Raw genomic sequence first — 26,431 nt, 5'->3', positions numbered from 1 at the left:
TTGTAGAGAGAATCTAACAGATATCTGCATAACAAAAAACTGCAGTCATTAATCAGGGTGAACTGGCCTCGTTCGGTATCCTATAGACTTTTAACAAATCCAATGCTTTTCTCTGAATATCCCCTGTTTCGATAAAATGTGTGTGCATGATATCTCTCTGTTCGGTTCCCGCTGTTTAGCCCAATCCCAGAAGCCCCGATCTTTCTCGCCCAGCACTCCGCCTCTTCCAATAGTTTATTCCCTACTCCTTTATTGCGATAATTTGAATCAACTACTAGTGCTGCAATACGAACATAGAAGCCTTCTCTTTCATAATAATATCCTTTATAAAGGCCGATCATCCCTACAACTTTGTCTTCATAGGAGGCTAATAAAGTATGATAATAAGGATTTTGTTTGATTTGGCTAAACCTCTTTTTCATATTTTCAGTTGTAGTAGGATAACCTAATTGCCCCATAAGTGCAGCCAATTCCTTACTATCATTCTCTGTTGCTTCTCTAATGTCCATTTCGTATACCTCCAAATCATAAATAAAAGACCATTCAGCCGCCTCTGCAGCAGTAAAAAAGCGATTGCTCCTATTTTGCAATGGCACGGTTTATTTATATCAATTATGGATGTTTTGGCCTTTCGAAAATCAATTCATAATAAGTGCCCGCTGAAACAACAGAAGTGAAGAAATCTGGAGGGAAAATCTGAACAAATCGCCAGCCTTCTGCTGCATGGCTTTTAATGACTTCTCGATAGTCTTCCTCAGGCTTTCCTGATAATCTTTTAAATTCAATCTTTACAAACTTGTATTCGTACATTATTTTCCCCTTGTTCTTGTGAAATATTTTTATAGATCAAACTTCTTATAGCCGTCCATATTCATTTAAAAATAGTTGTAAACGTCAAGGATAGAATAGAAAAAATGATCATTGAACTCAGAAGTGTTGAAAGATATTGTTTTGAGCCCCTCAGATACTTCCACTCCAATATAGCTTGGTAACCCATAAGCGTTAATAAAAAAAGGATAAAATGCCATTCAGTCGTAACTGCTGCCCTACTAACAATGTACACCAAGTAAATAACGACTATTATCGCTCTTCCCCATTGATCAACTTTTTTTCCGTTGGTTTTGGCGATGTTTTTTCTCTTCACACCTAACAATTTATCAATTGTTTTTTCTATTAATAATATGATAAAAAATAGGATAATTAGAATTATCACTAGCCGCAAAATATACCCACTCCATCTATGACAGTATTACCCGTCTCCATTTTATCCCTTAAGAAATTATCTCGAAAAAGTATTAACCTTTCCGTTAAAGAACCATATTTAAAATTTCATCAATCCATTCTTGGTTTTCCTCTAAACCGAGAATATGACATAAATGATTATGGACCTTTTTAAACTCTGGAATCATCTTATTTATGACAAACATTATTTCGTCTGTGTCACGAGTGCTGAACCATCGTTCAAGTAGTTCAAGTTGAAAATCAGTTAATTGACTTCGGATTCCTTCATATTTTGCCCAGTCCCCAACAGCATTAGGTTGAATGCCAGCTTCCATATACCAGCCGATTACCATTAATTGCCTCAAGCGATCAAGACAATTAAGAGCATAATAAATTTCTTTCCGCATCACTCTGCGATAGACTTCGTGAACATGAGCAAGGAATTTAGCCCTCCAGATTTCCATTTCCTGCTCATTTGGCCTGTAGGATAATTCCCTAGATTTACTCCATCCATTCTTTAACAGTCCATTCCAATCTCGGACAATTTTAATGTTTTGTAACCATACAGAGGGTTGAATATCCTTAATCTTATAATAAAAAATGTCTACTTTAATAAAAGTATCATAATGAGCAACAGTATGAGTGGCCCAAGGGAAATCCTCAAAGAATAGGACCTTTCCCCATTTTTGGGCTCTTTGTTTTTTAGTTAATCTATATGCTTCATATACTTCCTCTTTCACTACAATTCGCAGGTCAATGTCAGAATATAAATCTGTCTTCTGGTTCGCCATTGAACCGCCGTAAAATACAGCCAATACATTCTCATCATTAAGTAAATCTTGTTCAATGAAACTTTTTATGTATTGACGATGCTTTTGGAGACCTAAATCTCTTTTTTGGTGTTTATGGTTTGATCCCGCACATGATAAACCAACTTCTTGTTTGAAAGTGATGTTAATCAAGAATATCCATTTAGAACTTGTCATTTTCTATTATTTGCCTGCTTAGATATTAGACCTTGTTAACTCAATAACACATCCGTTGCAGATTTTCGCTTTAATGGTATAAGGTCGAACTCACTTATTTTCTTTGAATAAGGACGAAACCTATTCCTACAGGATCAACCAAGTAGGCAAGGTAGAAGTCATCAAACTCCATCTTTCTCGTACAATCATCGCACCACTGTTTTTAGCGTTAGCTATGGCCTCATCCATTGAATCAACTTCAGTTTGAATTCACATCCCGTGCGGATAATCATTTGGTCCCTTTGCGATTCCACCGTTAATCCCATGATTTTCGGCTCCTCCCTTTGTAATAACAGCCCAATAATCTCAGTGTGGCTCGCCAACTTCCCAACCGAATACTTTAGAAAAGAATTCTGCTGCTTTTTTTCAGGTTCCTGACTATTTAGTTCGAGTCTTCCCTTCAGAATAACCTTCTTCCAGTTTCATTTAATTGAATCATTCGTTTCTAATTCTACGTTTCATAGAGAATGCCTTGCAAAAGCAGAATTGTTATGCAGTTTAACGGCAATCTGGCAGCCTTCATTTAATTACGTACATGGCATCTGATTATTACCTTACCATGTTTTCTTCAATCGCTTTCAATATGGCATAGGCTCCCTTTGACCGATTTGAGCATACCACGGTTTTAATGGAACTTCTCGGATAGAACGATGAATGAAAACTAACTCCAGGATCGTAACCCATAATGTGATATTTAAAAATTCCATCATCATTTTTGTCAATCCACACACCATAACCATAGAATTGATCATCTCTTGTTTTAATATAGGGCGTAAATAACTGGCGAGTGAATTCTTCACTTAGTAATTGATCATTCATAAGGGCATCCCATAGTTTCGCCATGTCATTGACCGTTACATAAGCACCGCCATCAGCACCGCCTTTTACAGGCAAGGAGTAGATATTCGTTTTCCAGTTTCCATCCGGATAGTCAATATAGCCTAACGCTGTTTTTGATGGCAAAGCATCAAATTCAAAATAACCAGAGTCAGTCATTCCACATTTTATGAAAATATTTTCTATCATGTAATCAGCAAAATTCACTTGGGTAGTCTGTTCAATAATTAATCCAAGCAGGATGTAACCTGCATTATTATAATGAAATCTTTCACCTGGCATTGATTTCATAGGCTGATTTTGAAATAAAGGCAAAAAGTCTTTCAACGTTCTGATGTGATACATTGGATTCTTAATCCATAACTCCTCAAAATCATCCATGACTTCCTCGTCAAAGTAATCTGGGATTCCCGCTGTGTGTGTTAATAATTGATGAATGGTAATATCCTTATCAAATTCAGGGAAGGAAATAGGGAGACAATCTCTTAATCTTGTATCAAATGATAAGAACCCCTGCTCTACAAGTTGACACACTCCTATTGCCGTAAATAATTTGCAGCCTGAAGCTATTCCGAATCGTGTATCCGAACCATTCATTATTTGTTCCGAACGATTAGCATAACCACGACTTACTTTTAACGTATTTTTACCATCTTGCACCAGAATAGTTCCAGAAAAATTATGTTTATCCATAACATCAGTAAGGTAATCTTCAATAGTTACTTTCATTTCTACTCTCCTCTGCTTCTTGATGCTGTACAAAATTCGACAATTGGGACATAAATTCCTCCTGAATCACTGCCCTGGCCTAAACATGTTTGATGAAATTGCCCATTTATCTTTATCTTTGGGTTACTATTCTGAACCAACCACTTCCGGCAAGTTCACAGGTTAGCCTTATAAAAACAACTCCATCTCTAATTGCTTATCCGAAAATCCCATTTTCTTATAAAGCTGATAGCCCTCATCGGAAGGATGCAGCCATATTCTTCCCACACCTAATCTATGACAATCTGAAATACATTTTTCTAGCAAGGAACGAGCTATTCCGCGACCTCTGTATTCTGGTAGAGTATACATATTCATGATGTATGCTTCTAATCCGCCAATATTCTTACCATGAGGAGGTCTTTCAAACAAGACTAAACCACTGATGCCTACAATTGTCCCCTTTACCTCGGCAACCCAAGCTGTATAGTCTTCATTAGCTAACTTCTCCTTAAAGTAAGCTTCGTTTGCCCTAAATACCTGTGACTTATTTTCTTCATTAACATCTCCTACAGCTGAGAGTAGTTCTATTCTTAATTTAGTCATGGTATACACATCTTTTAATATTGCTTTTCTTATAGTCCAGTCCATTTAGCATCCCTTTCTATTGCTCTATGAAAGCGTTAATAGCATCTTGATAAAAAGGCTGTCATGGAGACAGCCTTCCATTTCCTACTGATTTCATCTGTTATTTACCAATGAGTATAGTGGAACCCATATCCGCTTCCCGCTTAAACATACGGGAGTAGATTCCGTTCTCCTTGTTTACCAATTCGTGATGGGTGCCGGATTCCTTAATCCTTCCTTCATCCATGACGATAATTCGATCTGCGGACAACACGGTTGAGAGTCGGTGGGAAATGATGATGACGGTCTGCCGCTTCTTCCTTTCTCGTATCGCTTCATTAATCTTCAATTCCGTAATTGGATCCAGCGCTGAGCTCGCTTCGTCAAGAATGAGCAGCTTAGCTTCTCTCACCAATGCCCTAGCAAGTGATAGACGCTGTTTCTGTCCTCCAGAGAGGCTGGTTCCCCGCTCTCCAACAGAGGAATCGAGCCCATCCGGAAGACCTTGATAATACTCCCATAAGCCACTGTCCCTTAAAGCGGCCAGCAGTTCCTGATCACTTGCCTTTGTATTCCCGATTCTCAAATTGTCCCGAAGAGTGCCATTGCGCAGCTGGACATCCTGAGAAACAAATGCAATCTGGCTTCGCAGCCAGCCGATGTCAAATGTCTCAATAGGCTGACCGTCTATGAGGATTAGACCGTCCTTCGGCTCATACAAACGAAGCAGCAGATCTGTTATCGTTGATTTACCGGCACCGCTCGGACCTGTCAGCGCAACGGCATCCCCGCCTTCAATATGAAAGGAAACGCCACGGAGGACCGGCTCTTCTTTCTCAGGATAGGCGAAAGTAACATCATGAAACGTGATACTTCCCTTCATTTCAGCAGGGACTACACCAGCCTTTGTTTCCGCTTCTGATTTTGGGTTTGCCAGAAGGATATCCGAGCGATCTAAGGCAGGTCCTGTACGCCTGATGGAGAGCCACATCCTGAGCATCTTCTGCATTTCATTAGCGGCAATTGTCACTAGGCCTCCCGCTGTCAGCATTTGACCAGTGGTCAGCTCACTGTTCCAGATTAAGAGGATACTGATAAAATACACACCAGCCAAGGCGATTCCGTTATACCCGCCAATGACGACAATCGATTGCATCCGTGCCTTCAACTCACGCACGGAATGCTTCACAAAGGCTTGCCTGATGCCGACGATACTCTCAACCTCACTGTCCGATACGCCGAGCACTCTAGAAAGATGGATACCTGTCACGGATTCGCGCATCCGTTCCAAATATTTTGACGCCTCGTCCCGCGCCTGTTTAGAAGCGAGACGCGTTCTTTTCCCAACATAATTCGATGCCATATAAAAGATAATACCAAGCACTACGCTCGCCATCATTAAGTATGGATGAATAAATAAAAGAACAATATTATAAATAACAACGCCCTGGACCGCTGCCATCAATGTCGATCCTTCCCAAGCGAGGAAATTATGCAGGGTATCCGGATCATCCGACGTCCTGGCCAGCAATTCTCCGGATTTTGCATTTTGGAAAAAGGAGAATGGCAAATATTGAACATGTGTAAACAGCCTAATCTTCTGCCTGTTCGTCACAGATTTCGCAATATAATGGCAAAAGTATTCATCAATAACCATCATCACCAAATCAAATACGGCCACAAAGACCAGCAGCCACATCAATCCCCAAAGGAGATTCGTTGATTGTCCAGGAAGAATATCGTCGACAAGCCAGCTCAGCGCAAAAGTTGGGATGACAGAGGCGCAAACCTGGGCAATAGCAATAACAATCGAATCACCGAGCACCCATTTCCAAAAAGGCTTCAAGAAGGCAAGAACACGTCTGCCATCTTTGCTTTTTCCTTCTAATTGTACCGTGCTCATCCTACTCTCCCCTTTTCAAGTTCTTTATATTGTGACATGTACAGCTCATAATAACGGCCTTTCAGTGACAGCAATTGCTCATGTGTCCCCCGTTCAGCAATAACACCCCGCTCCAAGAATAGAATCTCATGCGCGTCCCTCACCGTAATCAGCCTATGAGCAATCGTAATCGTCGTTCTTCCTGGAATGAGGCGTTCGAGTGCTTCCTGTACCCTTTCTTCGGTTTCGCCGTCCAGGGAAGAGGTCGCTTCATCAAAGATCAACAGTTCTGGATGGCGCAAGATGGCTCTCGCCAGCGCTACCCTTTGGCGCTGTCCTCCGGATAATTTAAGTCCGCGTTCCCCAATAAGGGTTTCATAGCCATTCGGGAGTGTGTTAATAAACTCAGTCAATCCGGCCGCCTCTGCCGCATGCCTAAATTCTGTCTCTGTCGCATCCTTTTTACCGTACAATAGGTTCTCCTTCAATGTTCCATTCAAAAGGAAGGTCTCCTGACTCACGACTCCGACCTGCCTTCTAAAAGAGTTGCGGTCATAATCAGAAAGCCGTTTTCCATCAATTAAGACCTCTCCTTGATCTGGTTCATACAACCCAAGCAAGAGCTGGACAATCGTACTTTTTCCGCCGCCGCTGGTACCGACGATGCCGATATGCTTGCCAGGCTCAATGATGAAGCTAATATCATTCAGCACAGTCAAATTCGTACCGGGGTATTGGAAGGTTACATGCTTCATTTCAAGCTTTCCTTCAATCCCGCCTATCTCTGGAAGGCCTGCCTCATGTTCCTCAGGCAAATCAAAATATTCGTATAAACGCTGCAAAGCCGGAATGGCCTGCTGAATCGTCAATGCATTCTCAGCAAGCGAGCGGACTGGCTGAAACATCGTTGGAATAAACCCTAAGCAAGCTACAAGTACACCGACCGTGATATCTCCTCGCCATACGGCAAATCCGCCAATCAGCATAACGACACCGGGTGTAGCGATATTAAAAAGGTTCCCCAGGCGCCAATTCACCTTGCTGATGAGGGCTGCCTTAATGGAAAAGGCCATCCACTTCCCAAGCTTCGTCCGCTGTGTATCAATTTCCTTTTCCTGCAGCTGAAAGGTACGGACAAGCCTTGAGGACTCGATGCTCTCCTGCATATGGTGGTACATATCTGCACTCATATCACGCTGTACAGCGCTCATCTTTCTGACCGTTGTTCCTAGCTTGAATGAAGGATATAAATAAATGATAAAGACACCAACCATAACAATCGCTGTCGGCCAGAATAAAAAGATGACCGTCGCAAAAGCTGCGACCGCACTGATAATCTGCTGTAAAAATCGCGGAACAACCGTATTATTCAGGTTTTGAATCGATTCCACATCGTGCGTAAGCCGGTATAGCATATCTCCACGCGGCGTGTGCTGGAAGAATGACATCGGAGCCTTATGTAATTTCTTAAACGCCCGAAGCTGCATATCTGTGATGACATCCAAGCCAACCTTAATTTGTATATACTCCTGCAGGCTTTCAAACACCACTTTGCCTATGTAGGCAATCACGAATCCCCCAATGATCCATGGCAATAATTGTACAGCCTCGTTTTGGAGCACATCATCGACAAGCTTCCCTGTCAATATTGGGGGCAGAATCGTGAAAGCTCCCCCAATGAGGGCAAATACGACTGCCATCACGACACTAAACCAATAGGGCTTAAAATGCCCAAGTATTTCCTTTGCTAACTTCAATGCCAATCCCCTCCAATATTTAATAATTCTAGAACATTCGCTCGTAAAATACACGAACTTTTTCAAATATTCCAAAATAAATTGGAGAAATAGATGCTTACCTAATTCATCACTCACAATCTATTTTCACAGCATAGTCCGCTTCTCTCCTGTATCTTTGCGCAGGCTGGCTTTAAAAAGAAAACGCCTAGATAATCCTGTGCATAAAAAAGCTGCCTAGAATCGGCAGCCGTATGCAACGCTCTATATCTGAATTTGGTCTAGTACCTACTTTTCCATAACGGCAAAATAGTTTTCTTCATAATCTGCAAAGTTAAATACTTTACCGGAAGGCATTTGGACAATCTCTCCGACAGTCACTTTTTTCTTTATTAAGTCATTGTGTAATTGCTCGAGATTATCTGTGAAAAACATTAAAGAAGGGGTACCGAGATTCAGGCCAGGAGACATTTTTGAAACAAAGTCCTTATTATGCAGAATGAGGCTTGTTTCAGCCCCCATTTTTGGTGCAATTTCAATCCACCTAAATCCTTAGGTTTTATTCTCCTTAGCTATTACAGTGAAGCCCAATTGGTTTGTCCAGAATTCCACTGCCTCATCTTGGTTATCAACATACAGCATGATTTGACCAACTTGACTAATCACATTCTTTTCCCTCCCAAATTATGATGATTTTTGTTTACAGCCTAGATTCTCTATTACGCAAGAATTCTCCTGCCAATCATTTAGCTTCTTTTGCCCATCTTTTCGTTGCCCCGTTTAAAATTTCCTGTCGCTTTAGCCAATAATAACTGAACTTCTGTTCCGTTATCTTCTACTTCTTTTATTCTCGCTATAAGACGTTCAGCCTCATGATCCTTCATCATTTTAATTTGTTTACCTTTGTAATAGATGAAGATCGTTCCATTTTTCGTTGTTTGATAAGTAAATGGTTCCTCATTTAACCTGTTACGTTTGTCTATTCCCCCCACCTGCACCGCCTCCTGAATGATTATCATTTACCCATTGTATTCAGCGATTCTCCTTTACTTGCACCGGTCCAAGAACAGAAATCTCCTCTAAAAACGAAAAGGACGGCCATATTAAACCCGTCCTTCATCTATTCATCTATCGATGTGTAAAGACCGGACGGCGCTTCTCAATAAACGCTTGAATTCCTTCCTTCACATCCTCCGTCTCAAACACCTCCTGGAATAGCTTTGCCTCCAGGGCCAGTCCCTCCTGTAATGGCTTTTCATGACCTTCATTGACAGCTTGTTTAATTCGTTTCAATGCTTGTAAGGAATGACGGCTAATCTTGGCTGCAAGCCTTTTAGCATCCTCGATTCCATTTTCTGCAATTTGGTTCACGATGCCTAAATGGAGTGCTTCCTCTGCCGTGAGGGAATTTCCAGTAAACATCAATTCCTTTGCTTTTGCTTCCCCAATCAAGCGAGGCAGGCGCTGTGTGCCCCCTCCGCCTGGGAACAATCCCAGCTTCACTTCAGGGAGCCCCAGCTGTACCTCTTTTGAGGAAATACGGATATCACAGGTAAGTGCGAGCTCAAGTCCGCCTCCTAGTGTATGTCCGTTTAAATAGGCTATCGTTGGTTTCGGGAAAGCGTGAATAACATGGAAGACTTCCTTCTTCTTGCTAGGTTTATCAAGTTTTTCTCCATTAATCATCTGAGGGAACTCTTTTATATCCGCCCCAGCCATGAAGGCCTTTTCTCCTTTACCGGTTACGATTACGGAGACAACATCATCCGCTTGCTCCAATTCAGCAAAGGCCTCGCATAATTCCTCCGCAACCTGATGACTTAGTACATTCATAGGTGGATTATCAATAGTTACAATCGCGATATTATCAGATTTCTCAACCTCAATCACCGTATACATTCTTTATCCCCCTTATTTCGGCTGCATGCGGATGGCGCCATCCAAGCGGATTGTCTCACCATTGAGCATCGGATTTTCTATAATGCTTTTTGCAAGCATGGCGTATTCCTCTGGGTAACCAAGTCGAGACGGGAATGGAACCATTGCTCCAAGTGCTTTTCTCGCTTGTTCGGGAAGCCCGCCGAATAATGGTGTATCAATCAAGCCTGGCGCAACCGTCATGACCCTTACCCCGCTGCGTGCCAAGTCACGGGCAAGCGGCAACGTCATACCAACAATACCGCCTTTAGAGGCGCTATAGGCTGCCTGTCCTATTTGACCTTCAAAGGCTGCGACAGATGCCGTATTGATAATGACCCCGCGCTCGCCCTCTGCATTCGGTTCATTCTTAATCATCTGTTCAGCAGCCAGGCGAAGAACATTGAATGTACCAATCAAATTCACCTCAATCACCTTCTTGAAGCGGCCTAAATCGTGGACCTTATCCTTTGAGACTACCTTTTCTCCTACTCCTATCCCCGCACAATTAATAACCGTATTCAGGGAGCCAAATTGCTTGATGCCATCAGAAATTGCCTGGGAGACTTCCTCTTCACTCGTCACGTCAGCCCTTTTAAATAATACCTGTGAATGACCAAGCTTTTCTGAAAGAGCATGGCCCTTTTCTTCATTCTGATCGATAATAACAGCCTTACCGCCATTTTCAACAATCAATTTAACTGTCGCTTCCCCTAATCCAGATGCCCCGCCGGTCACAATGGCGATCACTTCATTCATTTTCATCCTTCCAACCTCCCCATTTATGATGCTATTACGTCAAACGTTCGATAATCGTTGCATTTGCCATTCCAGCACCTTCACAAATAGCCTGCAGACCATATTTCCCTTCTGTTCTTTCCAGCTCATGCATAAGTGTGATCATTACGCGGGCACCGCTTGCGCCGAGTGGATGCCCAAGCGCTATTGCCCCTCCATTGACATTAAGCTTTTCTGGATTAGCACCAATATCATCAAGCCACGCAAGAGGAACAGGAGCGAAAGCCTCATTCACTTCATATAAATCTATGTCTTCGATGGTTAAGCCCGCTTTCTCCAATACCATTCTTGTTGCCTCAATCGGACCGGTCAGCATAAGGGTTGGATCAGAGCCGACAACTGTTCGTGCTACTAGCTTAAAGCGCGGCTTCAATCCAAGCTCAAGTGCTTTCTCCTTAGACATGACCAAGACAACAGCTGCCCCGTCACTCATTTGACTCGCATTCCCCGCATGAATGATTCCATCCTCCTTGAAGGCTGCCGGAAGTGTGCCAAGCTTTTCGAGGGAGGTTCCTCTGCGCGGCCCTTCATCTTGGGTGACGAGCGTCTTCGTTCCATCCTCTTCAATGACCTCAATCGGCATAATTTCACGATCAAAACGGCCCTCATTCTGAGCATTGATGGCACGCTGATGACTCATTAAAGAGAATTCATCCAATTGCTGACGGTCATAGCCCCATTTCTCTGCAATTCTTTCCGCTGAAAGACCTTGATTGATTAGTTCATACCGGCTTGAGAGCTCTTTGCTCGGCCTGGATTCCTTCCTTGTCGATCCCATTGGAACCCTTGTCATACTCTCCACTCCACCAGCGATGACGATATCCATGTCACCTGAAAGGATAGCCTGTGCTGCAAAATGGATGGCCTGCTGACTTGAGCCGCATTGCCTGTCAATAGTTGTTCCAGGCACCTTGACAGGGAAATCAGCCATCAAAGCAGCTGAGCGAGCGATATTAATTCCCTGCTCCTCCACCTGCGAAACACAGCCAATAATCACATCCTCTACGAGTTCGGCCAATATACCGGAACGCTTTACGACTTCCTTCAAGGCATAGGACAATAAGTCATCCGGCCGAATGTCCTTAAATACACCTTTTCTCTTTCCAACTGGTGTTCGTACCGCTTCAACGATTACTGCTTCTCTCATCTGTCATTCTCCTTTATAATCCGATTTTCTTTGCGATAATCTGTTTCATGATTTCATTCGTTCCGGCATAGATGGATGTGACCGCAATATCACGGTAGCGCCTGCCAATGGCATATTCCTCCATGAATCCGTATCCACCATGAAGCTGCATGCAGTTTGCGACAAGCCGCTTGGCCATGTCTGTCACCCACCATTTAGCCATGCTGACTTCTGTAACAACATCCTCCCCGTCCATATGACGGACAATCAAATCATCAATGAACGATCTGCCAATAGCGACCTCTGTTGCCATTTCTGCAATCTTGAACTGTGTATTTTGAAGCTTGCTGAGCGGCCGGCCAAAGGCCTCCCGCTGTTTCACATATTCAATCGTGATGCGCAATGACTCTTCTGCTGCCGCCATCGCCTGAATGGCACACATCAGCCGCTCTTGCTGAAGCTTCTCCATCAAATAGTAAAATCCCTTATTCTCTTCCCCTAATAGATTGCCAGCCGGAACTCTCGCATCCTCAAATATAAGTTCAGTCGTATCCCCAGCCGGCTGCCCGATTTTTTCTAATCTTTTGCCTCGGATAAAGCCCGGCGTCCCTTCCTCGACAACAATCAAGCTGATTCCTTTGTGACCGGCGCCTGGGTCTGTTTTACAGGCCACAATGACAATGCCTGCTTTCAGTCCATTCGAGATAAAAGTCTTCTCTCCGTTGATGATATAATGGTCCCCGTCACGCACTGCCCTCGTCTGCAGATTCCCTAGGTCTGACCCTGTTCCGGGTTCAGTCATTGCGATCGCCGTGGAGCATTCACCGGTGATGCATTTTGGGATCCACCTTTGCCGTTGTTCCTCTGTTCCATAGTCATACAAATAAGGAACGATGATGTCATTATGTAATACACATCCGCCTAACCCGCTTTCCACCCGTTCAAACTCCTCTGCCAAAATGACCGAATAAGCGAAGTCAGCATTAAATCCGCCGTATTTCTCATCAGCCCAAGGAACGAGAAATCCCTGCTCCCCCATCTTCTTGAAGAAATCATCCGGCATTTTCTTCTGCTTTGTCCATTCCCGGTAATAAGGGATGACCTCTTTGTCCATGAACCTACGGACAGAATCACGAAAGATATGATGTTCTTCCTTTAAATAACCGGTCATAATGAATCGGCTCCTTTTCTATCGATTGGATAAATGTATACACTAAAGAATGATGCAAGTTTTGTGCCAATCAATAAGCTTGGATTAGAGGAGGAGGAGAGATTATAGTGTCCGGAATTAGAACAGCCTATATTTGACAGTGTATAAATGAGTAAAGAAAGAGCGGAAATCGTTGATTGCCGCCCTCTCTCGTACTTTATTTAATCAGAATGGCTGATTGTTCATTCATTTTTGCGATTGCCTGAGCATACTCTTCACGCAGGATCTCCACCAATTCCGCTATTGGCTTAACCTCCTTAATGGAGCCAACCCCTTGACCAGCAGACCAAATATCCTTCCAAGCTTTTGATGTTTCGTTTTCTGAATGGACAACCTTAATCTCTCCTGTTTTTTCTAGATGGTTCGGGTCAAATCCGGCACGCTCAATGCTTGGTATTAAATAATTGGCGCGCACTCCGCTGATGGCATCCGTGTAGATGATGTCATGGGCGGTTGATTGAATGAGCATTTCCTTATAGGATTCCACAGCATTTGCTTCCTCTGTCGCAATAAAACGCGTTCCCATATAGGCAAAATCTGCTCCAAGCATTTGTGCAGCGGCAATTTCTTGTCCATTCGAAATTGTACCTGACAGAATGATAACTCCATCAAAGATTTGTCTAATTTCCGCCACAAACGCAAAAGGATTTAACGTGCCACCATGTCCTCCCGCTCCATTACAGACAAGAATCAGCCCATCAACCCCTGCCTCAATTGCCTTCTTAGCATGCTTAATGCTGATGACATCAGAGAATACAGCCCCGCCGTATTCGTGGACGACCTCGACCTCCTTTACCGGTTTGCCAAGAGAGGTGATAACAAGCGGCACCTTATATTTCTTAATGGAAGCCAGGTCCTCTTCATAGCGCTGGTTTGTATGATGGACGACTAGATTTACTCCCCACGGAGCAAGCTTGCGGTCATTCCGGGATTTGTTTTCCTCTTCAGCTGTACGGGTAATCTGCTCAAACCATTGCTCGAGCTCGGCATTTGTGCGAGCATTCAATGTTGGGAATGTGCCAATCACACCAGCTCTCATGCTAGCCAGCACCATCTCCGTCTTCGAAACGATAAACATTGGCGACACAATCACCGGTAATGTTAAATCCTGATTCAATTTCTTTAATACTTCTGCTTTCATCCTTCATCCTTCCTTTCACTGTTTCCACTTCTTTGTTCCTTGAATGCCGGTACATTATATATCTTCAATTTGTCATACAAAACAGATCGGCTGATTCCAAGAAGAATGCATGCCTTGCTCTTATTCCCGCCTGACATTTGAAGGGCTTTTTGAATAGCAAATTGCTCGGCCTTCTCAAGTAAGGGCTGCGGGGTCATTTCCTCCTCTTCCTGCAAAAAGACATCATAACCAGCATTCTTCAAGACATAATCCGGCAAATCCTCCAGACGTACCTTTCCGTTTTCCGCAAAAATCATGGCTCTCTCCCATACATTGCGGAGCTCACGAATATTGCCAGGCCAATCATAATCCATGATGGCTTGCTCAAAGAGCGGCTCCCAACCTGTAATACTCGTACCATTCTGACGGTTCAATTCTCGGATAAAGGATTCACTCAAAAGCAGAATATCCTTTTTTCTTTTCCTAAGAGGAGGTATTTCAAAGGAGATGACATTCAGCCGATAGAATAAATCCTCCCTGAACGTCCCGTCTGCGACCATTCTCTCCAATGGCCGATTCGTTGCTGCGATAATTCTGACATCCACTTTTATTCGTTCCGTACCGCCTACACGATAAAACTCCCGCTCCTGCAGCACACGCAGCAGCTTTGCCTGAATAGGAAGTGACATATCACCGATTTCATCGAGAAAAAGCGTCCCCCCGTGGGCTAAATCAAATTTCCCGATTTTCCCCTTTTGCTTAGCTCCTGTAAAAGCCCCGTCCTCATAGCCAAAAAACTCCGATTCTAAGAGATGCTCTGGAATAGCTGCACAGTTCACGGTAATAAAGGGGCCTCTACTATTCGTACTAGAGCTGTGAATCGCGTGGGCGAATAATTCTTTCCCAGTCCCGCTCTCCCCGTATAGGAGAATCGTCGTCTTGCTCTTAGCCGCCTTCGTTCCGCTTCGGATGAGCTTATCCATTTGTTTATCCTTGGAGAGAATTTCATTAAAGGTAAATCGCGATTTCTCGATTCCCTCCTGCTTATGAATCACCTTCCGGTTGTCCTCTGCACTCTTGAATGCCTCGCGAACCTCATGAAGCTGCCGGTAGACAATCTTGCCGATTGCCCCGATAATTCGTTCTCCTTGATAGACCGGAATCCGGTGAACTAGGTAATTGATGCCTTTAATCTCCATGAAATCGCTTACTTCAGCAACCCCTGTTTTCATTACCTGTTCCAGACTGAGATGTGGGAGCACTTTAGTAATCTTATCCTTCTCTTTCATTTCCTTATCTAATTCAAATAACTCCAGTAAGGAGGGACTGATAAAGGTAATCTCCTCTTGCTCATTAATCATGACTAAACCGTCATAGGCATTATGAATGACGGATTGCAGCAGGGTCTTCCACTTCTTCTGAGATTCCAGCTCAGCCGTCAGTTTCTCCAGTTCAGAGACATTTTGAAACAAGGCAATATAGCCTTCCTTCTGATTGTCTATACTGTATTTCGACAATCGTACAATGAAATGCTGCTGATGAAATACCATTGGAAAATGAGCTTCACGTTCGTCTGCATACCTGCTGACAGCAGGAACAAATGCCTCCATATCCTCTCCCGTTATCTCAGCCAATGGCATCCCAATCATCTCTGCGCATTTTTCATTGGCAAAAATAATCGTCCCATCTTCATTTGTCATAATAGCCCCGAGATTCGAGGTATCCATTACTTTTTCGAGCTGTTTTTTCAGTATTTGTGTTTCCTTCACATAATTCATAACGGCATTGGTCTTCGTAAAAAGGCCGACCGGCTTCCCGCTTTTATTAATGATGATCCCAGTTCCAACCCTGCTCTTGGCAATCATTGTCTCCAGCAATTCTGAATTGACATCTTCGAGAACGGTCCCAACAGCCTTCTTTATGTAGTCGCTGATTGGCGTATCCTTAGGTACATCTGAAAGAATCATTTGATACATCGAGCTTCTCGTAAAAACGCCAATTAATTTCCCGGATTGATTCGTCACAGGAACAGTGTTCCATTTCTGATTGTGCATAATTTCGATGGCATCCCTTAATGTATTCGTCGGTGATAGACAATGCTCCAATGGACTCATTATGTCTTTTACCGATTTAATCTCCCATCTCCCCTTTCTCGTTGCTTACCTTATTAGGTTCAACAGTTGTCCCGTGAACTCCTTTTTTCTTGTCGGGGAAAATAGAAAAAGGGCGGATTCCTCTCCATAAGCTTGGAAAAGAATCTGCCCATATCCATCAAGATTGAATAATTTTTTTGTCTCGTTCCTTTAGTACAGTCTTCAAAATCTTCCCGGTTCCTGATTTTGGAATCTCATCGATAAAGCAAACATAATCAGGCACCTTATACTCAGCGAGTTTACTTGCACAATATGCTTTCACTTCATCCTCCGTTAATTCAGGAGATTTCTTGTTAATATACGCGACGGTTTTCTCTCCAAAAACTTCATCAGGACGGCCGATAACCGAGCACTCAAGAATTCCTGGATGCTCATATAGGACTTCCTCCAGTTCACGCGGGTAGATATTGAAACCGCCTCGGATAATCATATCTTTTTTACGGTCGACAATGAAATGGTACCCTTCCTCATCATAATAGGCTAGGTCTCCTGTATACAGCCAGCCATCCTTAATCGTGTTCTCTGTTTCTTCCGGCTTCTTATAATAGCCTTTCATCATGTTAGGACCTCGGAAAATGACTTCCCCAACCTGATGAGGAGCCGTTTCCTTCCCTTCCGGATCGACAATCTTCAAATCTACGCCCGGAAGAGGCATTCCGACCGATTTCAATTTTTTCGGCAAATCACGCGGTGTTGTCATCAGCATAACCGTACTTTCTGTAAGCCCATACCCTTCTCCAATATCAACACCAAGGGATTGGTTTGCTTTATGAAGGATCTCTGACGGCAGACTGGCTCCACCGCAGCCGGCAATGCGTAAATGCGAGAAATCATACTTACTTATTTTGGGGTTACTTAAGAAGAGGGCATACATGGTCGGAACACCGAGAAAAACGGTTATCTTTTCTTTCGCTATCTTATCGAGCGTATCCATTGGATGGAACTTCTCCTCTAGATAAATCGCGGCTCCATGGGCAATCGGCGAGAGAAAGCCCTGAAGTTTGGCATAAGCATGGAAGAGCGGCAAAACACATAATACTCGGTCTTTAGTGGAGAGTTGATTTGTGACAGCTGCGGTGATGGACATCCAGTTCAGGTTGCCATGAGTAATCATAGCCCCCTTTGGACTGCCGGTCGTACCTGATGTGTAGATGATTTGTGCAATAGCATCTGCCGGCATAGATATCGACTGTGAAATGGGGGACTGTACACCAAGTGTATGCCAATCTTTAAACGGAAGGTTTTCTTCTTCTCCGTAATAAAAGATTTCACGTACATGCTGGAAATCACTCTTTGCACTCTCGATGACCGGACGGGTCATTTCCTCCATGATTAACAACTCGGATTCGGAGTCGTTGATGATATAGGCTGTTTCTTTTTCCTTGAAGGTCGGATTGATTGGAACAACTGTACCGCCATTTGCCAGGATGGCAAAATAAGAAATGATATATTCAGGACGATTCGTCATCATGAGCGCAACCTTTGTCCCATGTCCAACCCCGTATTCCTTAAGACCGGCTGCAAAGGAATAGACGGTGTCCGCTAATTCCTGATATGTCATCAATGAACCTCTGAAATGAAGAACAGGCCGGTTCGGAAGCCTTGATGCCGTACTTTCAAGCAATTCAACTATATTCATCTTAATCCCTCCTTAACCAAATCAAACCCTTACCTTCGTGCCAAGAACTTCCTTGCACACCGCCATAATGACCTCTTCCGGAATGCGGAAGGCCTGGCCGGACGGGTCATTTTGCACAGCCTTGACAATTTCTTTCACATCAGCTTCATCAATCTCATATTCAGCAAAATCATCCGGCAAGTTGACCGACCTGCGGAGGGAGATGATTTCATTGATACACTGCTCGAGGCATTGCTCATCTGTTTCAGGAATCTCCTTGATTCCGAATACGTGAGCAAACTCTTTCACCTTTGGCAAATAAAGCGGAGCTAAATGCTTCATGACAGATGGCATTAAGACCGCATTTGCAAAGCCATGGGGAATGCCATATTTGGCACCTAAAGCATGGGCCATATTATGAATCGGCAGCGTCGAGAACGCTAAAGCAAAGCTTGTAATGGCCATAGCACTCGCTTGGAGCATATTCGCTCTCGCCTCACGATTCTGTCCATCCGATACAGCCGTATGCAAATTATCGCGTATCATTTTTGCAGAATGAAGGGCAAAGGCATCTGCCATCGCATTCGATTTATTTGAGAAGTATCCCTCAATCGCATGTGTCAAAGCATCCATACCGGTAAATGCGGTGATTTTTGGCGGAAGGCCAATCGTCAATTCCGGGTCTAGAATGGCAATATCCGAATTGATGAACGGATTCAGGAGATTACATTTAACACCAAGCATTTCATTAAAGACGACTGAAATACCTGAAATTTCTGCCCCAGTCCCTGCTGTAGTTGCTATGGATATGTGAGGAATTCCCATATGGACTGCCTCCGGCCAAACCTCCAGCACATTCCCTGCCAAGGCTTCCTCGATTTTTTTCACATTTTTGTGAAGACACCATTTAATGGCCTTTGCCGTATCAAGAACTGAACCGCCGCCAATGGCAATCAGTGAATCACCGTTACATTCCTTGAAATATTTTAGGCCATTATTAATATTTGAGGACTTGGCATCCTGCGTGACATCGTCAAAAACGCCAGCCAGCTGGATACCTGGGGCCATTTCAAAAAGCCGCTCAATCTTTTTGGTCAAGCCTGCCTGCGTCAAGCCTTTGTCTGAATACAGGACCGGCCGTCTGCCGCCTAGCGCATGAATGAGGTCTGGGACGAGTATATGGGTTCCTGCACCGCTGCGTATATTAGAACGATGCGTAAATTCATAATACGAGGTCTTTTTCATCGTATCTCTCCATTCCTAAAAATTATTTAAAAAATCAAACCAAGCGCCGGGCGCTGCTTATTCTCTGTCGTCAGTGAGGTTATGATGCTTTTTAGCTCTGTATATTCATTAAAGGCCTGAATGCCGAGCTCACGCCCAAGCCCGCTTTCTTTATAACCGCCAAACGGAGCATCGTTTCGGAATACATGCCATTCATTGATCCAAACGGTTCCTGCCTCAAGCTTAGAGGCAATTTCATTAGCGGTTGTTACATCTCTGGACCAAACCCCCGCAGACAAGCCGTAATTCGTATCATTGGCGATAGCGACTGCCTCATCCACATCCTTATATTTCATGACACATAGGACAGGTCCGAATATTTCCTCCCGGGCAATCTTCATATCATTGGTTACATCCGCAAAGATGGTCGGTTCAATATAATAGCCCCCAGATAACCCCTTAACCTCTGCTCGCTTGCCTCCGCAGACAAGACGGGCTCCATCTTCCCTTCCTGATTCAATATAGTCGAGTATCTTATTCATCTGCTTTTCTGAAATCACCGGCCCCATCCCTGTGCCAGGGTCAAGCGGATGACCAAGCTTAATCTTCTGGGTCATCGCGGCCAATTGCTCGATTACCGGCTCATAGACAGATTCATGGACCAAAACACGTGTACTAGCCTCACATACCTGGCCAGCATGGAAGAATACCCCAAGGAGCACACCTGGAATCGTCACCTCGAAATCAGCATCCGGCAGGATAATCGCAGCTGCCTTTCCTCCCAGCTCCAATGTCACCTTCTTAACAGAAGAGGCAGACTGCTCCATGATTTTCTTCCCGATTTCGGTCGACCCCGTAAAGGCGACTTTTCGGACATCAGGATGTCTGACCAGGGCTTCGCCGACCTCGGAACCTAGCCCTGTTACCACATTGAATACACCTTTAGGCAAGCCGGCCTCAATCGCCAGTTCCGCCAATTTCAACGTACCGAGCGGTGTATCAGATGCCGGCTTCACGATGATGGAATTTCCCATCGCAATTGCCGGGGCTATCTTCCACATGGCCAGCACTAACGGAAAGTTAAATGGCGTAATTGCCGCCACGACCCCAAGCGGCTCACGAACGAGCTGCGTACGGTTCGGCCCAAATGTTTCCATGACAGGCAAATACTCTGTCATTTCATATTTCAAGGACATATTTGCCGTCTGCTGCAAACAGAGGATCAGCTGCATAATATCAGCTCCGCCAATTTTCCGAACCGTCGCTCCCGTGCTGATGCCTTCCAAATAGATGAGCTCATGGGCATGTTCCTTGATTTTCCCGGCGAAGCGGAGCATGATTTGTGTCCGTTCCTTTTGAGATTTCTTCGACCAAACACCAGACTCAAACGTTTCCTTCGCATTCTGGACAGCAGCATTTACGTCCTCAGGTGTTGCCTTCGAAGCCTTTGCCACGACCTCCCCATCCGCAGGATTAATTACATCAAATGTGGCTCCTCCGCTCCCTGGTGTCCATTTCCCATTAATGAATTGGGCAAATTCCTGTATCTTTGTCTCTGTGCTCATCCTATCTCCTCCTTATTCGAAAATGACTTCGGTTTCATGGATTTCATCAAGTGTTTTCCCCTTCGCCCGTGATAAAACCTCAATACGCGCTGTCAATTGCTTCAAGGCATATTCCATGGATTTGCCTTGTTCAAACCCCAGACTTGTCACTTTCTTTCCTTCTGCATTCACAGAGAGGACTGAGTCATCTCTTGCTGTCAGGGCAGCGGCGATCGGCAATAGTTCCTGAAGCCGCTCCTGCACACGGTCAAACAGTTCAGGTTTATCGTGAATAAGACGCTGAATCAAGAATGTTCCAAACCCAATATGCCTGCCCTCATCCCGCTTTATATTCCGGATTCCTTCCATTAGTCCAGGCATTAGATTAATCTTGGATAATCCTTCATAAAAGAACCAGTACCCCGTCTCTGCCAACACTCCCTCAGCAAAAATATTGTAAGTAACAGCCGCATCCACCATTGCCTCTGGTGATTGGTCTTCCAGCAATCTGCCCATTGCCTCCGGCAGAATCTCATCAAACAACTGACGGTATGCAGGCCGAAGAAGAGGACTTAAATCATCCGTCACATCAATTGCCTCTAGAAACAGACTAAAAAATTCGGCATGCTTTGCTTCCTCAAACAAAAAGGTTGTTAAATAGGACTCTTCTTCAAACCAGCCTTTTTTGGAGACTGCCATAATCATCGGAAGAATGTCTTCTGTCACTGCCTCCTCTCCTCCGATAAAGAGGGCAATTGTATCAAGCACCTCCTGCTGCTGCTTTGGGTTTAATTTCTTCCAATCCTCTTTATCCTGAGAGAAATCAATATCAAGCGGGTTCCAAACTCCATGTCTCTTCGCCTTTTGATACAATTTGTACGGCAAAGAATCCTTATTAATTGCTTGTTTCGCTGTTACATATTCACGCATGTATACCCCTCCTGGATTATCTTTTATACGGCAAGAGATGAGCTAGATGTCCCCCTCCCTTCGTTAAAGCGCTTACAATATTCCGGATTGTCAATCTCTCATCATAGGTAAATAGTGCAAGTTCCATGCCAGTCTTATATGAACGGACTTACTAAGTTTATAGTCGAATCATGAAAGATAATCGTACACAGCGGATTATTTATTGTCCGGTAATCAATCATGATTTCATGGTTTCATCCGCCTGCCTCAAGGCTTTCTTCAGTATTTTCCCAGCTGCATTCCTAGGTAAGGCATCTATGAATTCAACTACTTTTGGCTTCTTATAGGAGGCTAAATGATTTTGGCAGAAGTGGACGACCTCCCCTTCTGAGAGTTCAGCTCCTGATTTCTTTACAATCACAGCTTTTACGCTTTCTCCCCATTTATGATCTGGAATCCCGATGACGGCACATTCTTGTATGGCAGAATGCTTCATCAATACTTGTTCAATTTCAGCAGGGTAAATATTTTCTCCTCCGCTGATAATCATGTCCTTCTTACGATCAACCACATAGATGAATCCCTCATCGTCCATCCGCACGAGGTCGCCGCTATGGAACCAACCTCCCCTGAAAGCCTCTTCGGTTGCTTCAGGGTTCTTATAATATTCCTTCATAAGCGTAGGGCCCCGATAAACAATTTCTCCTATTTCACCGAGCGGAACATCATTCATCTGCTCATCGACTACACGGACCTCTACATTCACGACCGGTTTTCCTACAGACATGTTCTTGCGAATGGAGTCCTCAGGATTAAGGCAGGTTGTAACAGGACTCATCTCTGTTTGGCCAAAGGGATCACGAAATTCTCCGTTCGGAAAATAGCGGGCAACCTTCTCTTTTAAGGCAACCGAGCATGGAGCACTTCCTGCAGAGCATCTTGTCATCGACGTCAGATCATAGTTGCCGATATGCTCATGAGTAACGAGCATTTGCCACATGGTCGGTGCGAGGAATAGAAAAGTAATCCGTTCTTCTTCAATGGTTTTCATTACTTGTTCAGGATTAAATTGCTGATGGATGACAGTCGTTCCCTGGATGGGATATAAAAGTGTAGAAATGGCGGCGATGTGAAATAATGGGGCAACGATTAATTGTTTGAAGTCGGCACTCAACCCAGCCGTCATGACTTGATTCATACCATTGATTGATAGATTATGATGGGTAAGGACGGCACCCTTAGGCAAGCCTGTCGTACCTGATGTATACATGATGAGGGCACCATCATCCCCATTCAAACACTCATATGGTACAAAATTTGCTTCTTCATCATAGAGAGATTCATAATCCTCAAATTCCAGTCCTTCATCTCCATCAATGACCACGATTTCTTGAACAAGCGGGCACTGATTCCTAATGGGCTCAAATAAAGGAAGAAGCTTTTGCTCAATAAATAAAATCTTGCAATCTGAATTTGTGATAATATAATGAAGCTCATCACTGTTCAGTCTAAAGTTAATCGGTACACCAACAGCCCCTGCTAATGAGACGCCATAAAAAATCTCGATAAATGGCAGACCATTAAACAGCATAAACCCCGCCTTATCGTCATAATCAATTCCCTTCCCCTGAAGCCAGCCGGCCAAATGTACAGCACGCTTTTCCATTTGCCGATAGGTCAGCCGTTTCTCTCCACATATGTATGCCTCCTTATCCGGTGTCCGATGGGCAGACCTTCTTAAATGCTCCCCGATCAGCATGGACCGAGATACAGATAAACTGGATGTTGTCATCTAAATAACACCTCCTTGAAAGATTCATGCAGCATAGGCTGCATATAAATAAAGATGCAATATTCATGCCATAGCTGACTATGTCCATAATTGAATCAGAAAAAAGAGATAGGACTATGTCTGACAGGACTCTTTGTAGATGACATCAACCATTAAAGAAAAAGACTGTACGTTTTTACATACAAGTCCATTCAGTGCAGTGTGTATAAATCAAACAGGCAAGCTTTTAATGAGATAAAGCAATAAGCCATTTTTATGATAAAAAGGACAAAAAGAGGCTGTCTTAGTCATAAAGCCACTAAGAACTGCCTCATTACTTATTTTACCTATCATGCTTTTACTTCCAAAGCAGTGGAGCTTATCAAACAGTAACAATAGCAATATCATCTATTAACCATATTTGCTTTATTTCCAAAAGTGTTTTCCAAAATAATTCATCATTTCTTCTTTATACGAAAATCTATCATTGATCTCTTGTAGAAACTCATGATTATGGGTGTAAGCTATACCAGTTTCGTACATTGCTTGGTATAATTCACTATAGGGAAGATGAAAGTGCTGGGCATTCTTAAATTCATTATCGATATCATATGGAATTTTCCTGAATCTCACATCCCCAATTCCAGCTTCATCAATTTCAAGAATAGCGTATTGTGCACGAATATCCGTCCTCAACTTTTCCCATTTGTAATGCGGTTGTCCAACCGACCCTGGATTAATAATCAGCTGTCCCGCGCTGCTATACCGATACAATTGTTGGTGGGTATGACCATATATCGAAATATCGTAATCTTGATCAAATAACTGATCGAAGGCTTCCTGATTATTTGTCGGACGCAAATCCGCTCCATAATTTTTCTCTTGAAGATGGTGAGTAAGACTAATCGATACATCATTGATATTCTTTGTTATTTGTAATGGCAGATTTTTGATACGATCTATATTCTTCGTATCTAAATGTTCACACTGATATTGCACTAACCTAGAAATATAAATATCCGTCGGGTTATCCAAATCAATCTCTTTATTTAATACATCAAGGAAGCAATCTTCCCAATTTCCCTTTACATAAACAGAAACATTCATAGATTTTAATGTTTCAAATAGTTCATTTGCTCCAGGACCCGGCATAATTAAATCTCCTAAAAACCAGCTATCCGTAACACCCTCTTTGATGGCATCTTCAGCTACTGCCTTTAAGGCACTTGCATTTCCATGAACATCTGCTAATAAGGCAATTCTATGTTTCATCTAATCTCCCCCATATGATTGACAACATAAATGAAATCGAACACTCCATGAATGATATTATTGAACACAATCATTCCATAGAATAAAGCCGATTTCCTTAAGTAAGTATGCACTCATGTTGGCGTACTTACCCATTCATTTAGTATATCCTTTTGTATCATATGGTAAATTTTAGCTGTATGGATGTAACGACTCTACAATCATCTAATAGTACAACCCTAGAAATAATAAGAAGGGCATCTAAGACCTATCATAATAGGTATTACTTATAAAACAATCCCATTAAATCGTTTGAACATACCTGACGGGAGTTGGTTATGCAATTATATTCTGTCTTTTGGAACCCTTATTGAAGACATTAAGTTGGACTATCTCAGAATCAAAATACTGGATGATTTGCATACAAAAAACAATATATATAAAGTGTACTAGAACATAAGCGTGTTCAAGTATCTAAACGCATCATCTTTTGTATGAAAGAGCCCTTCCTTTAATACTTGAGTAAGTGTCAAAAACCTAGGATTAGACAAAGGCATCAGTATATTACAAACTTCTTGAGCTAGCGTCCTCTGAGGAGTTGCAGTCAAGTAATTCTTTAGCTGAGATACTGGGAATTGAATCAAGCTTCATTCGATAAGTATTGGCAAAATTAATGGAGCAAGATTTAGTAATAGGATATGGAGGACGTTATGGAGGTTATAAACTCAATGCTGACTCATCTGAAACAACCATATACGATGTCTATCTAGCTTTAACAAAAAACAGCTTCTTTAATGACGAAGCAATGACATTGAATAAGACCGATCAATTGATGACCAAAATATTAACAGTAGCAGAAGGAGAGTTTGGCAAGATATTAGAAAACTATACAATTGCGGATATTCAGGATACATTTCAATCAAAAAAAAAAGCTCACCTGACGATTCAGGTGAGATGTTGATTATCCACGCAACATGTTACGTCCGCCATTAACTGGAATGATTTGCCCATTGATATAACCTGATGCATCGGAGGCCAAAAATACCATAACTGGTGCCATATCACGGTCTACATCACCCATTTCACCCCGCATTGGTACTTTCATGCGCTCAGCGGCCAAGAATTTAGCCCGTTCCCCCTCTTCCAGATTGTCCAGGTATTCTTGGTACATGGGTGTTTTCATCGTTGGATTCACGCAATTGCAACGGATATTGTAACGAATCGCCCATTCATAGGCAATGGTCCGTGTCCATGAAAGAACAGCCCCTTTTGAAGCCGCATATAACGCCCCGTTTGGCTGCCCAGCCAAAGCCACATCTGAGGCAAAGTTGATGATAGCCCCTTCTCCGTCCTGTTCCTTCATGATCTTACATGCTGCCTGGTTTGCATAAATCGTTCCATTGATATTAATGCCCCAAACGAGGTCCATATCTTGAGGCTCATATTCCTCCGCCTTTTTCAATGACTCAATTCCAGCGACATGAGCTAAAACATCCAGTCCGCCCATCTCCTTGCCAGCCAGTTCAAATACTGCAAACACTTCCTCTGGTTTACTTATATTACAGTGATAATAAACGGCCCTGCCCGGTCCTTGTGCATTTGCTTCACTAACGACCTTGTTTCCTGCCTCATCATTAATATCTAATGCAGCTACAATTGCCCCCTCTCGAACATAGGCTCGAACTGTCCCTGCACCGATACCACTTGCACCGCCTGTTACAATTATTCGCTTTCCTTCCAATTGCATAAAAATC

At 43.3% G+C, this 26,431-nt stretch carries 23 protein-coding genes and 1 pseudogene; 1 reads left to right on the top strand and 23 read right to left on the bottom strand.

Annotated features, from left to right (window positions below; all coding sequences use genetic code 11):
- Positions 1-80 precede the first annotated feature (80 nt).
- From AC622_RS09035 to AC622_RS08930, 22 genes and pseudogenes are all read right to left on the bottom strand, one after another.
- Entirely contained in the window at positions 81-509 is a 429-nt protein-coding gene (locus AC622_RS09035; RefSeq protein ID WP_049670773.1) for a GNAT family N-acetyltransferase, read from the bottom strand.
- A gap of 103 nt (positions 510-612) precedes the next feature.
- On the bottom strand, positions 613-810 hold the full coding sequence (locus AC622_RS09030) for a DUF4177 domain-containing protein (protein WP_049670772.1): 198 nt from the start codon (positions 808-810) through the stop codon (positions 613-615).
- Between the two features lie 61 nt (positions 811-871).
- Entirely contained in the window at positions 872-1,213 is a 342-nt protein-coding gene (locus AC622_RS21655) for a DUF4181 domain-containing protein (protein ID WP_442853814.1), read from the bottom strand.
- Between the two features lie 94 nt (positions 1,214-1,307).
- Positions 1,308-2,207, bottom strand: coding sequence for an aminoglycoside 6-adenylyltransferase (locus AC622_RS09020; protein WP_082197094.1), 900 nt, complete (start codon positions 2,205-2,207; stop codon positions 1,308-1,310).
- A 588-nt stretch (positions 2,208-2,795) separates the two neighbouring features.
- On the bottom strand, positions 2,796-3,812 hold the full coding sequence (locus AC622_RS09015) for a serine hydrolase domain-containing protein (RefSeq protein ID WP_049670770.1): 1,017 nt from the start codon (positions 3,810-3,812) through the stop codon (positions 2,796-2,798).
- Between the two features lie 168 nt (positions 3,813-3,980).
- Positions 3,981-4,442: a GNAT family N-acetyltransferase gene (locus AC622_RS09010; RefSeq protein WP_049670769.1), complete on the bottom strand. Its 462-nt coding sequence runs from the start codon at positions 4,440-4,442 to the stop codon at positions 3,981-3,983.
- A gap of 97 nt (positions 4,443-4,539) precedes the next feature.
- On the bottom strand, positions 4,540-6,321 hold the full coding sequence (locus AC622_RS09005) for an ABC transporter ATP-binding protein (protein ID WP_049670768.1): 1,782 nt from the start codon (positions 6,319-6,321) through the stop codon (positions 4,540-4,542).
- Positions 6,318-8,057, bottom strand: a complete 1,740-nt coding sequence (locus AC622_RS09000) for an ABC transporter ATP-binding protein (RefSeq protein WP_049670767.1) — start codon at positions 8,055-8,057, stop codon at positions 6,318-6,320. Before AC622_RS09000 ends, AC622_RS09005 begins: the two co-directional genes overlap by 4 nt.
- Positions 8,058-8,324: 267 nt before the next feature.
- Positions 8,325-8,702, bottom strand: a pseudogene (locus AC622_RS08995) (VOC family protein).
- An 80-nt stretch (positions 8,703-8,782) separates the two neighbouring features.
- The gene (locus AC622_RS08990) at positions 8,783-9,028 is read right to left on the bottom strand and encodes a hypothetical protein (RefSeq protein ID WP_082197252.1); all 246 of its coding nucleotides are present in this window, start codon (positions 9,026-9,028) and stop codon (positions 8,783-8,785) included.
- Between the two features lie 136 nt (positions 9,029-9,164).
- Positions 9,165-9,935 (bottom strand): enoyl-CoA hydratase/isomerase family protein, encoded by a 771-nt coding sequence (locus tag AC622_RS08985; RefSeq protein ID WP_049670765.1) that lies wholly within the window; start codon positions 9,933-9,935, stop codon positions 9,165-9,167.
- A gap of 12 nt (positions 9,936-9,947) precedes the next feature.
- A complete protein-coding gene (locus AC622_RS08980) occupies positions 9,948-10,718 on the bottom strand; it encodes a 3-hydroxyacyl-CoA dehydrogenase (protein ID WP_049670764.1) in 771 nt (256 codons plus the stop codon).
- Positions 10,719-10,746: 28 nt separating this feature from the next.
- Positions 10,747-11,898, bottom strand: a complete 1,152-nt coding sequence (locus AC622_RS08975) for a thiolase family protein (protein ID WP_049670763.1) — start codon at positions 11,896-11,898, stop codon at positions 10,747-10,749.
- Positions 11,899-11,911: 13 nt separating this feature from the next.
- Positions 11,912-13,048, bottom strand: coding sequence for an acyl-CoA dehydrogenase family protein (locus AC622_RS08970; RefSeq protein WP_049670762.1), 1,137 nt, complete (start codon positions 13,046-13,048; stop codon positions 11,912-11,914).
- Positions 13,049-13,244: 196 nt separating this feature from the next.
- Positions 13,245-14,228: an NAD(P)H-dependent flavin oxidoreductase gene (locus AC622_RS08965; RefSeq protein ID WP_049670761.1), complete on the bottom strand. Its 984-nt coding sequence runs from the start codon at positions 14,226-14,228 to the stop codon at positions 13,245-13,247.
- Entirely contained in the window at positions 14,225-16,321 is a 2,097-nt protein-coding gene (locus AC622_RS08960; protein ID WP_049670760.1) for a sigma-54-dependent Fis family transcriptional regulator, read from the bottom strand. The genes AC622_RS08965 and AC622_RS08960 overlap by 4 nt, the downstream gene beginning before the upstream one ends.
- 157 nt (positions 16,322-16,478) lie before the next feature.
- Positions 16,479-17,999: a class I adenylate-forming enzyme family protein gene (locus tag AC622_RS08955; protein ID WP_049670759.1), complete on the bottom strand. Its 1,521-nt coding sequence runs from the start codon at positions 17,997-17,999 to the stop codon at positions 16,479-16,481.
- A gap of 21 nt (positions 18,000-18,020) precedes the next feature.
- On the bottom strand, positions 18,021-19,223 hold the full coding sequence (locus tag AC622_RS08950) for an iron-containing alcohol dehydrogenase (RefSeq protein ID WP_049670758.1): 1,203 nt from the start codon (positions 19,221-19,223) through the stop codon (positions 18,021-18,023).
- Between the two features lie 26 nt (positions 19,224-19,249).
- Complete coding sequence (locus AC622_RS08945; RefSeq protein ID WP_049670757.1) at positions 19,250-20,767, bottom strand: aldehyde dehydrogenase family protein; 1,518 nt, start codon at positions 20,765-20,767, stop codon at positions 19,250-19,252.
- A gap of 12 nt (positions 20,768-20,779) precedes the next feature.
- Positions 20,780-21,676, bottom strand: coding sequence for a R2-like ligand-binding oxidase (locus AC622_RS08940; protein WP_049670756.1), 897 nt, complete (start codon positions 21,674-21,676; stop codon positions 20,780-20,782).
- Positions 21,677-21,893: 217 nt separating this feature from the next.
- On the bottom strand, positions 21,894-23,447 hold the full coding sequence (locus AC622_RS08935; protein ID WP_049670755.1) for an acyl-CoA synthetase: 1,554 nt from the start codon (positions 23,445-23,447) through the stop codon (positions 21,894-21,896).
- A gap of 405 nt (positions 23,448-23,852) precedes the next feature.
- Positions 23,853-24,698: a metallophosphoesterase family protein gene (locus AC622_RS08930; RefSeq protein ID WP_049670754.1), complete on the bottom strand. Its 846-nt coding sequence runs from the start codon at positions 24,696-24,698 to the stop codon at positions 23,853-23,855.
- 640 nt (positions 24,699-25,338) lie between these two features.
- Between AC622_RS08930 and AC622_RS08925 the strand changes: the two genes are divergently transcribed.
- Positions 25,339-25,638 carry an Rrf2 family transcriptional regulator gene (locus AC622_RS08925; RefSeq protein ID WP_049670753.1) on the top strand — a complete coding sequence of 100 codons (300 nt, stop codon included), beginning with the start codon at positions 25,339-25,341 and terminating at the stop codon, positions 25,636-25,638.
- Here the strand turns inward: AC622_RS08925 and AC622_RS08920 are convergent, their stop codons facing one another.
- The gene (locus AC622_RS08920; protein ID WP_049670752.1) at positions 25,639-26,424 is read right to left on the bottom strand and encodes an SDR family NAD(P)-dependent oxidoreductase; all 786 of its coding nucleotides are present in this window, start codon (positions 26,422-26,424) and stop codon (positions 25,639-25,641) included.
- Between the last annotated feature and the right edge of the window lie 7 nt (positions 26,425-26,431).

Source organism: Bacillus sp. FJAT-27916 (assembly GCF_001183965.1).
GTDB lineage: Bacteria > Bacillota > Bacilli > Bacillales > Pradoshiaceae > Pradoshia.
This window is presented reverse-complemented; position numbering and strand designations above follow the sequence as displayed.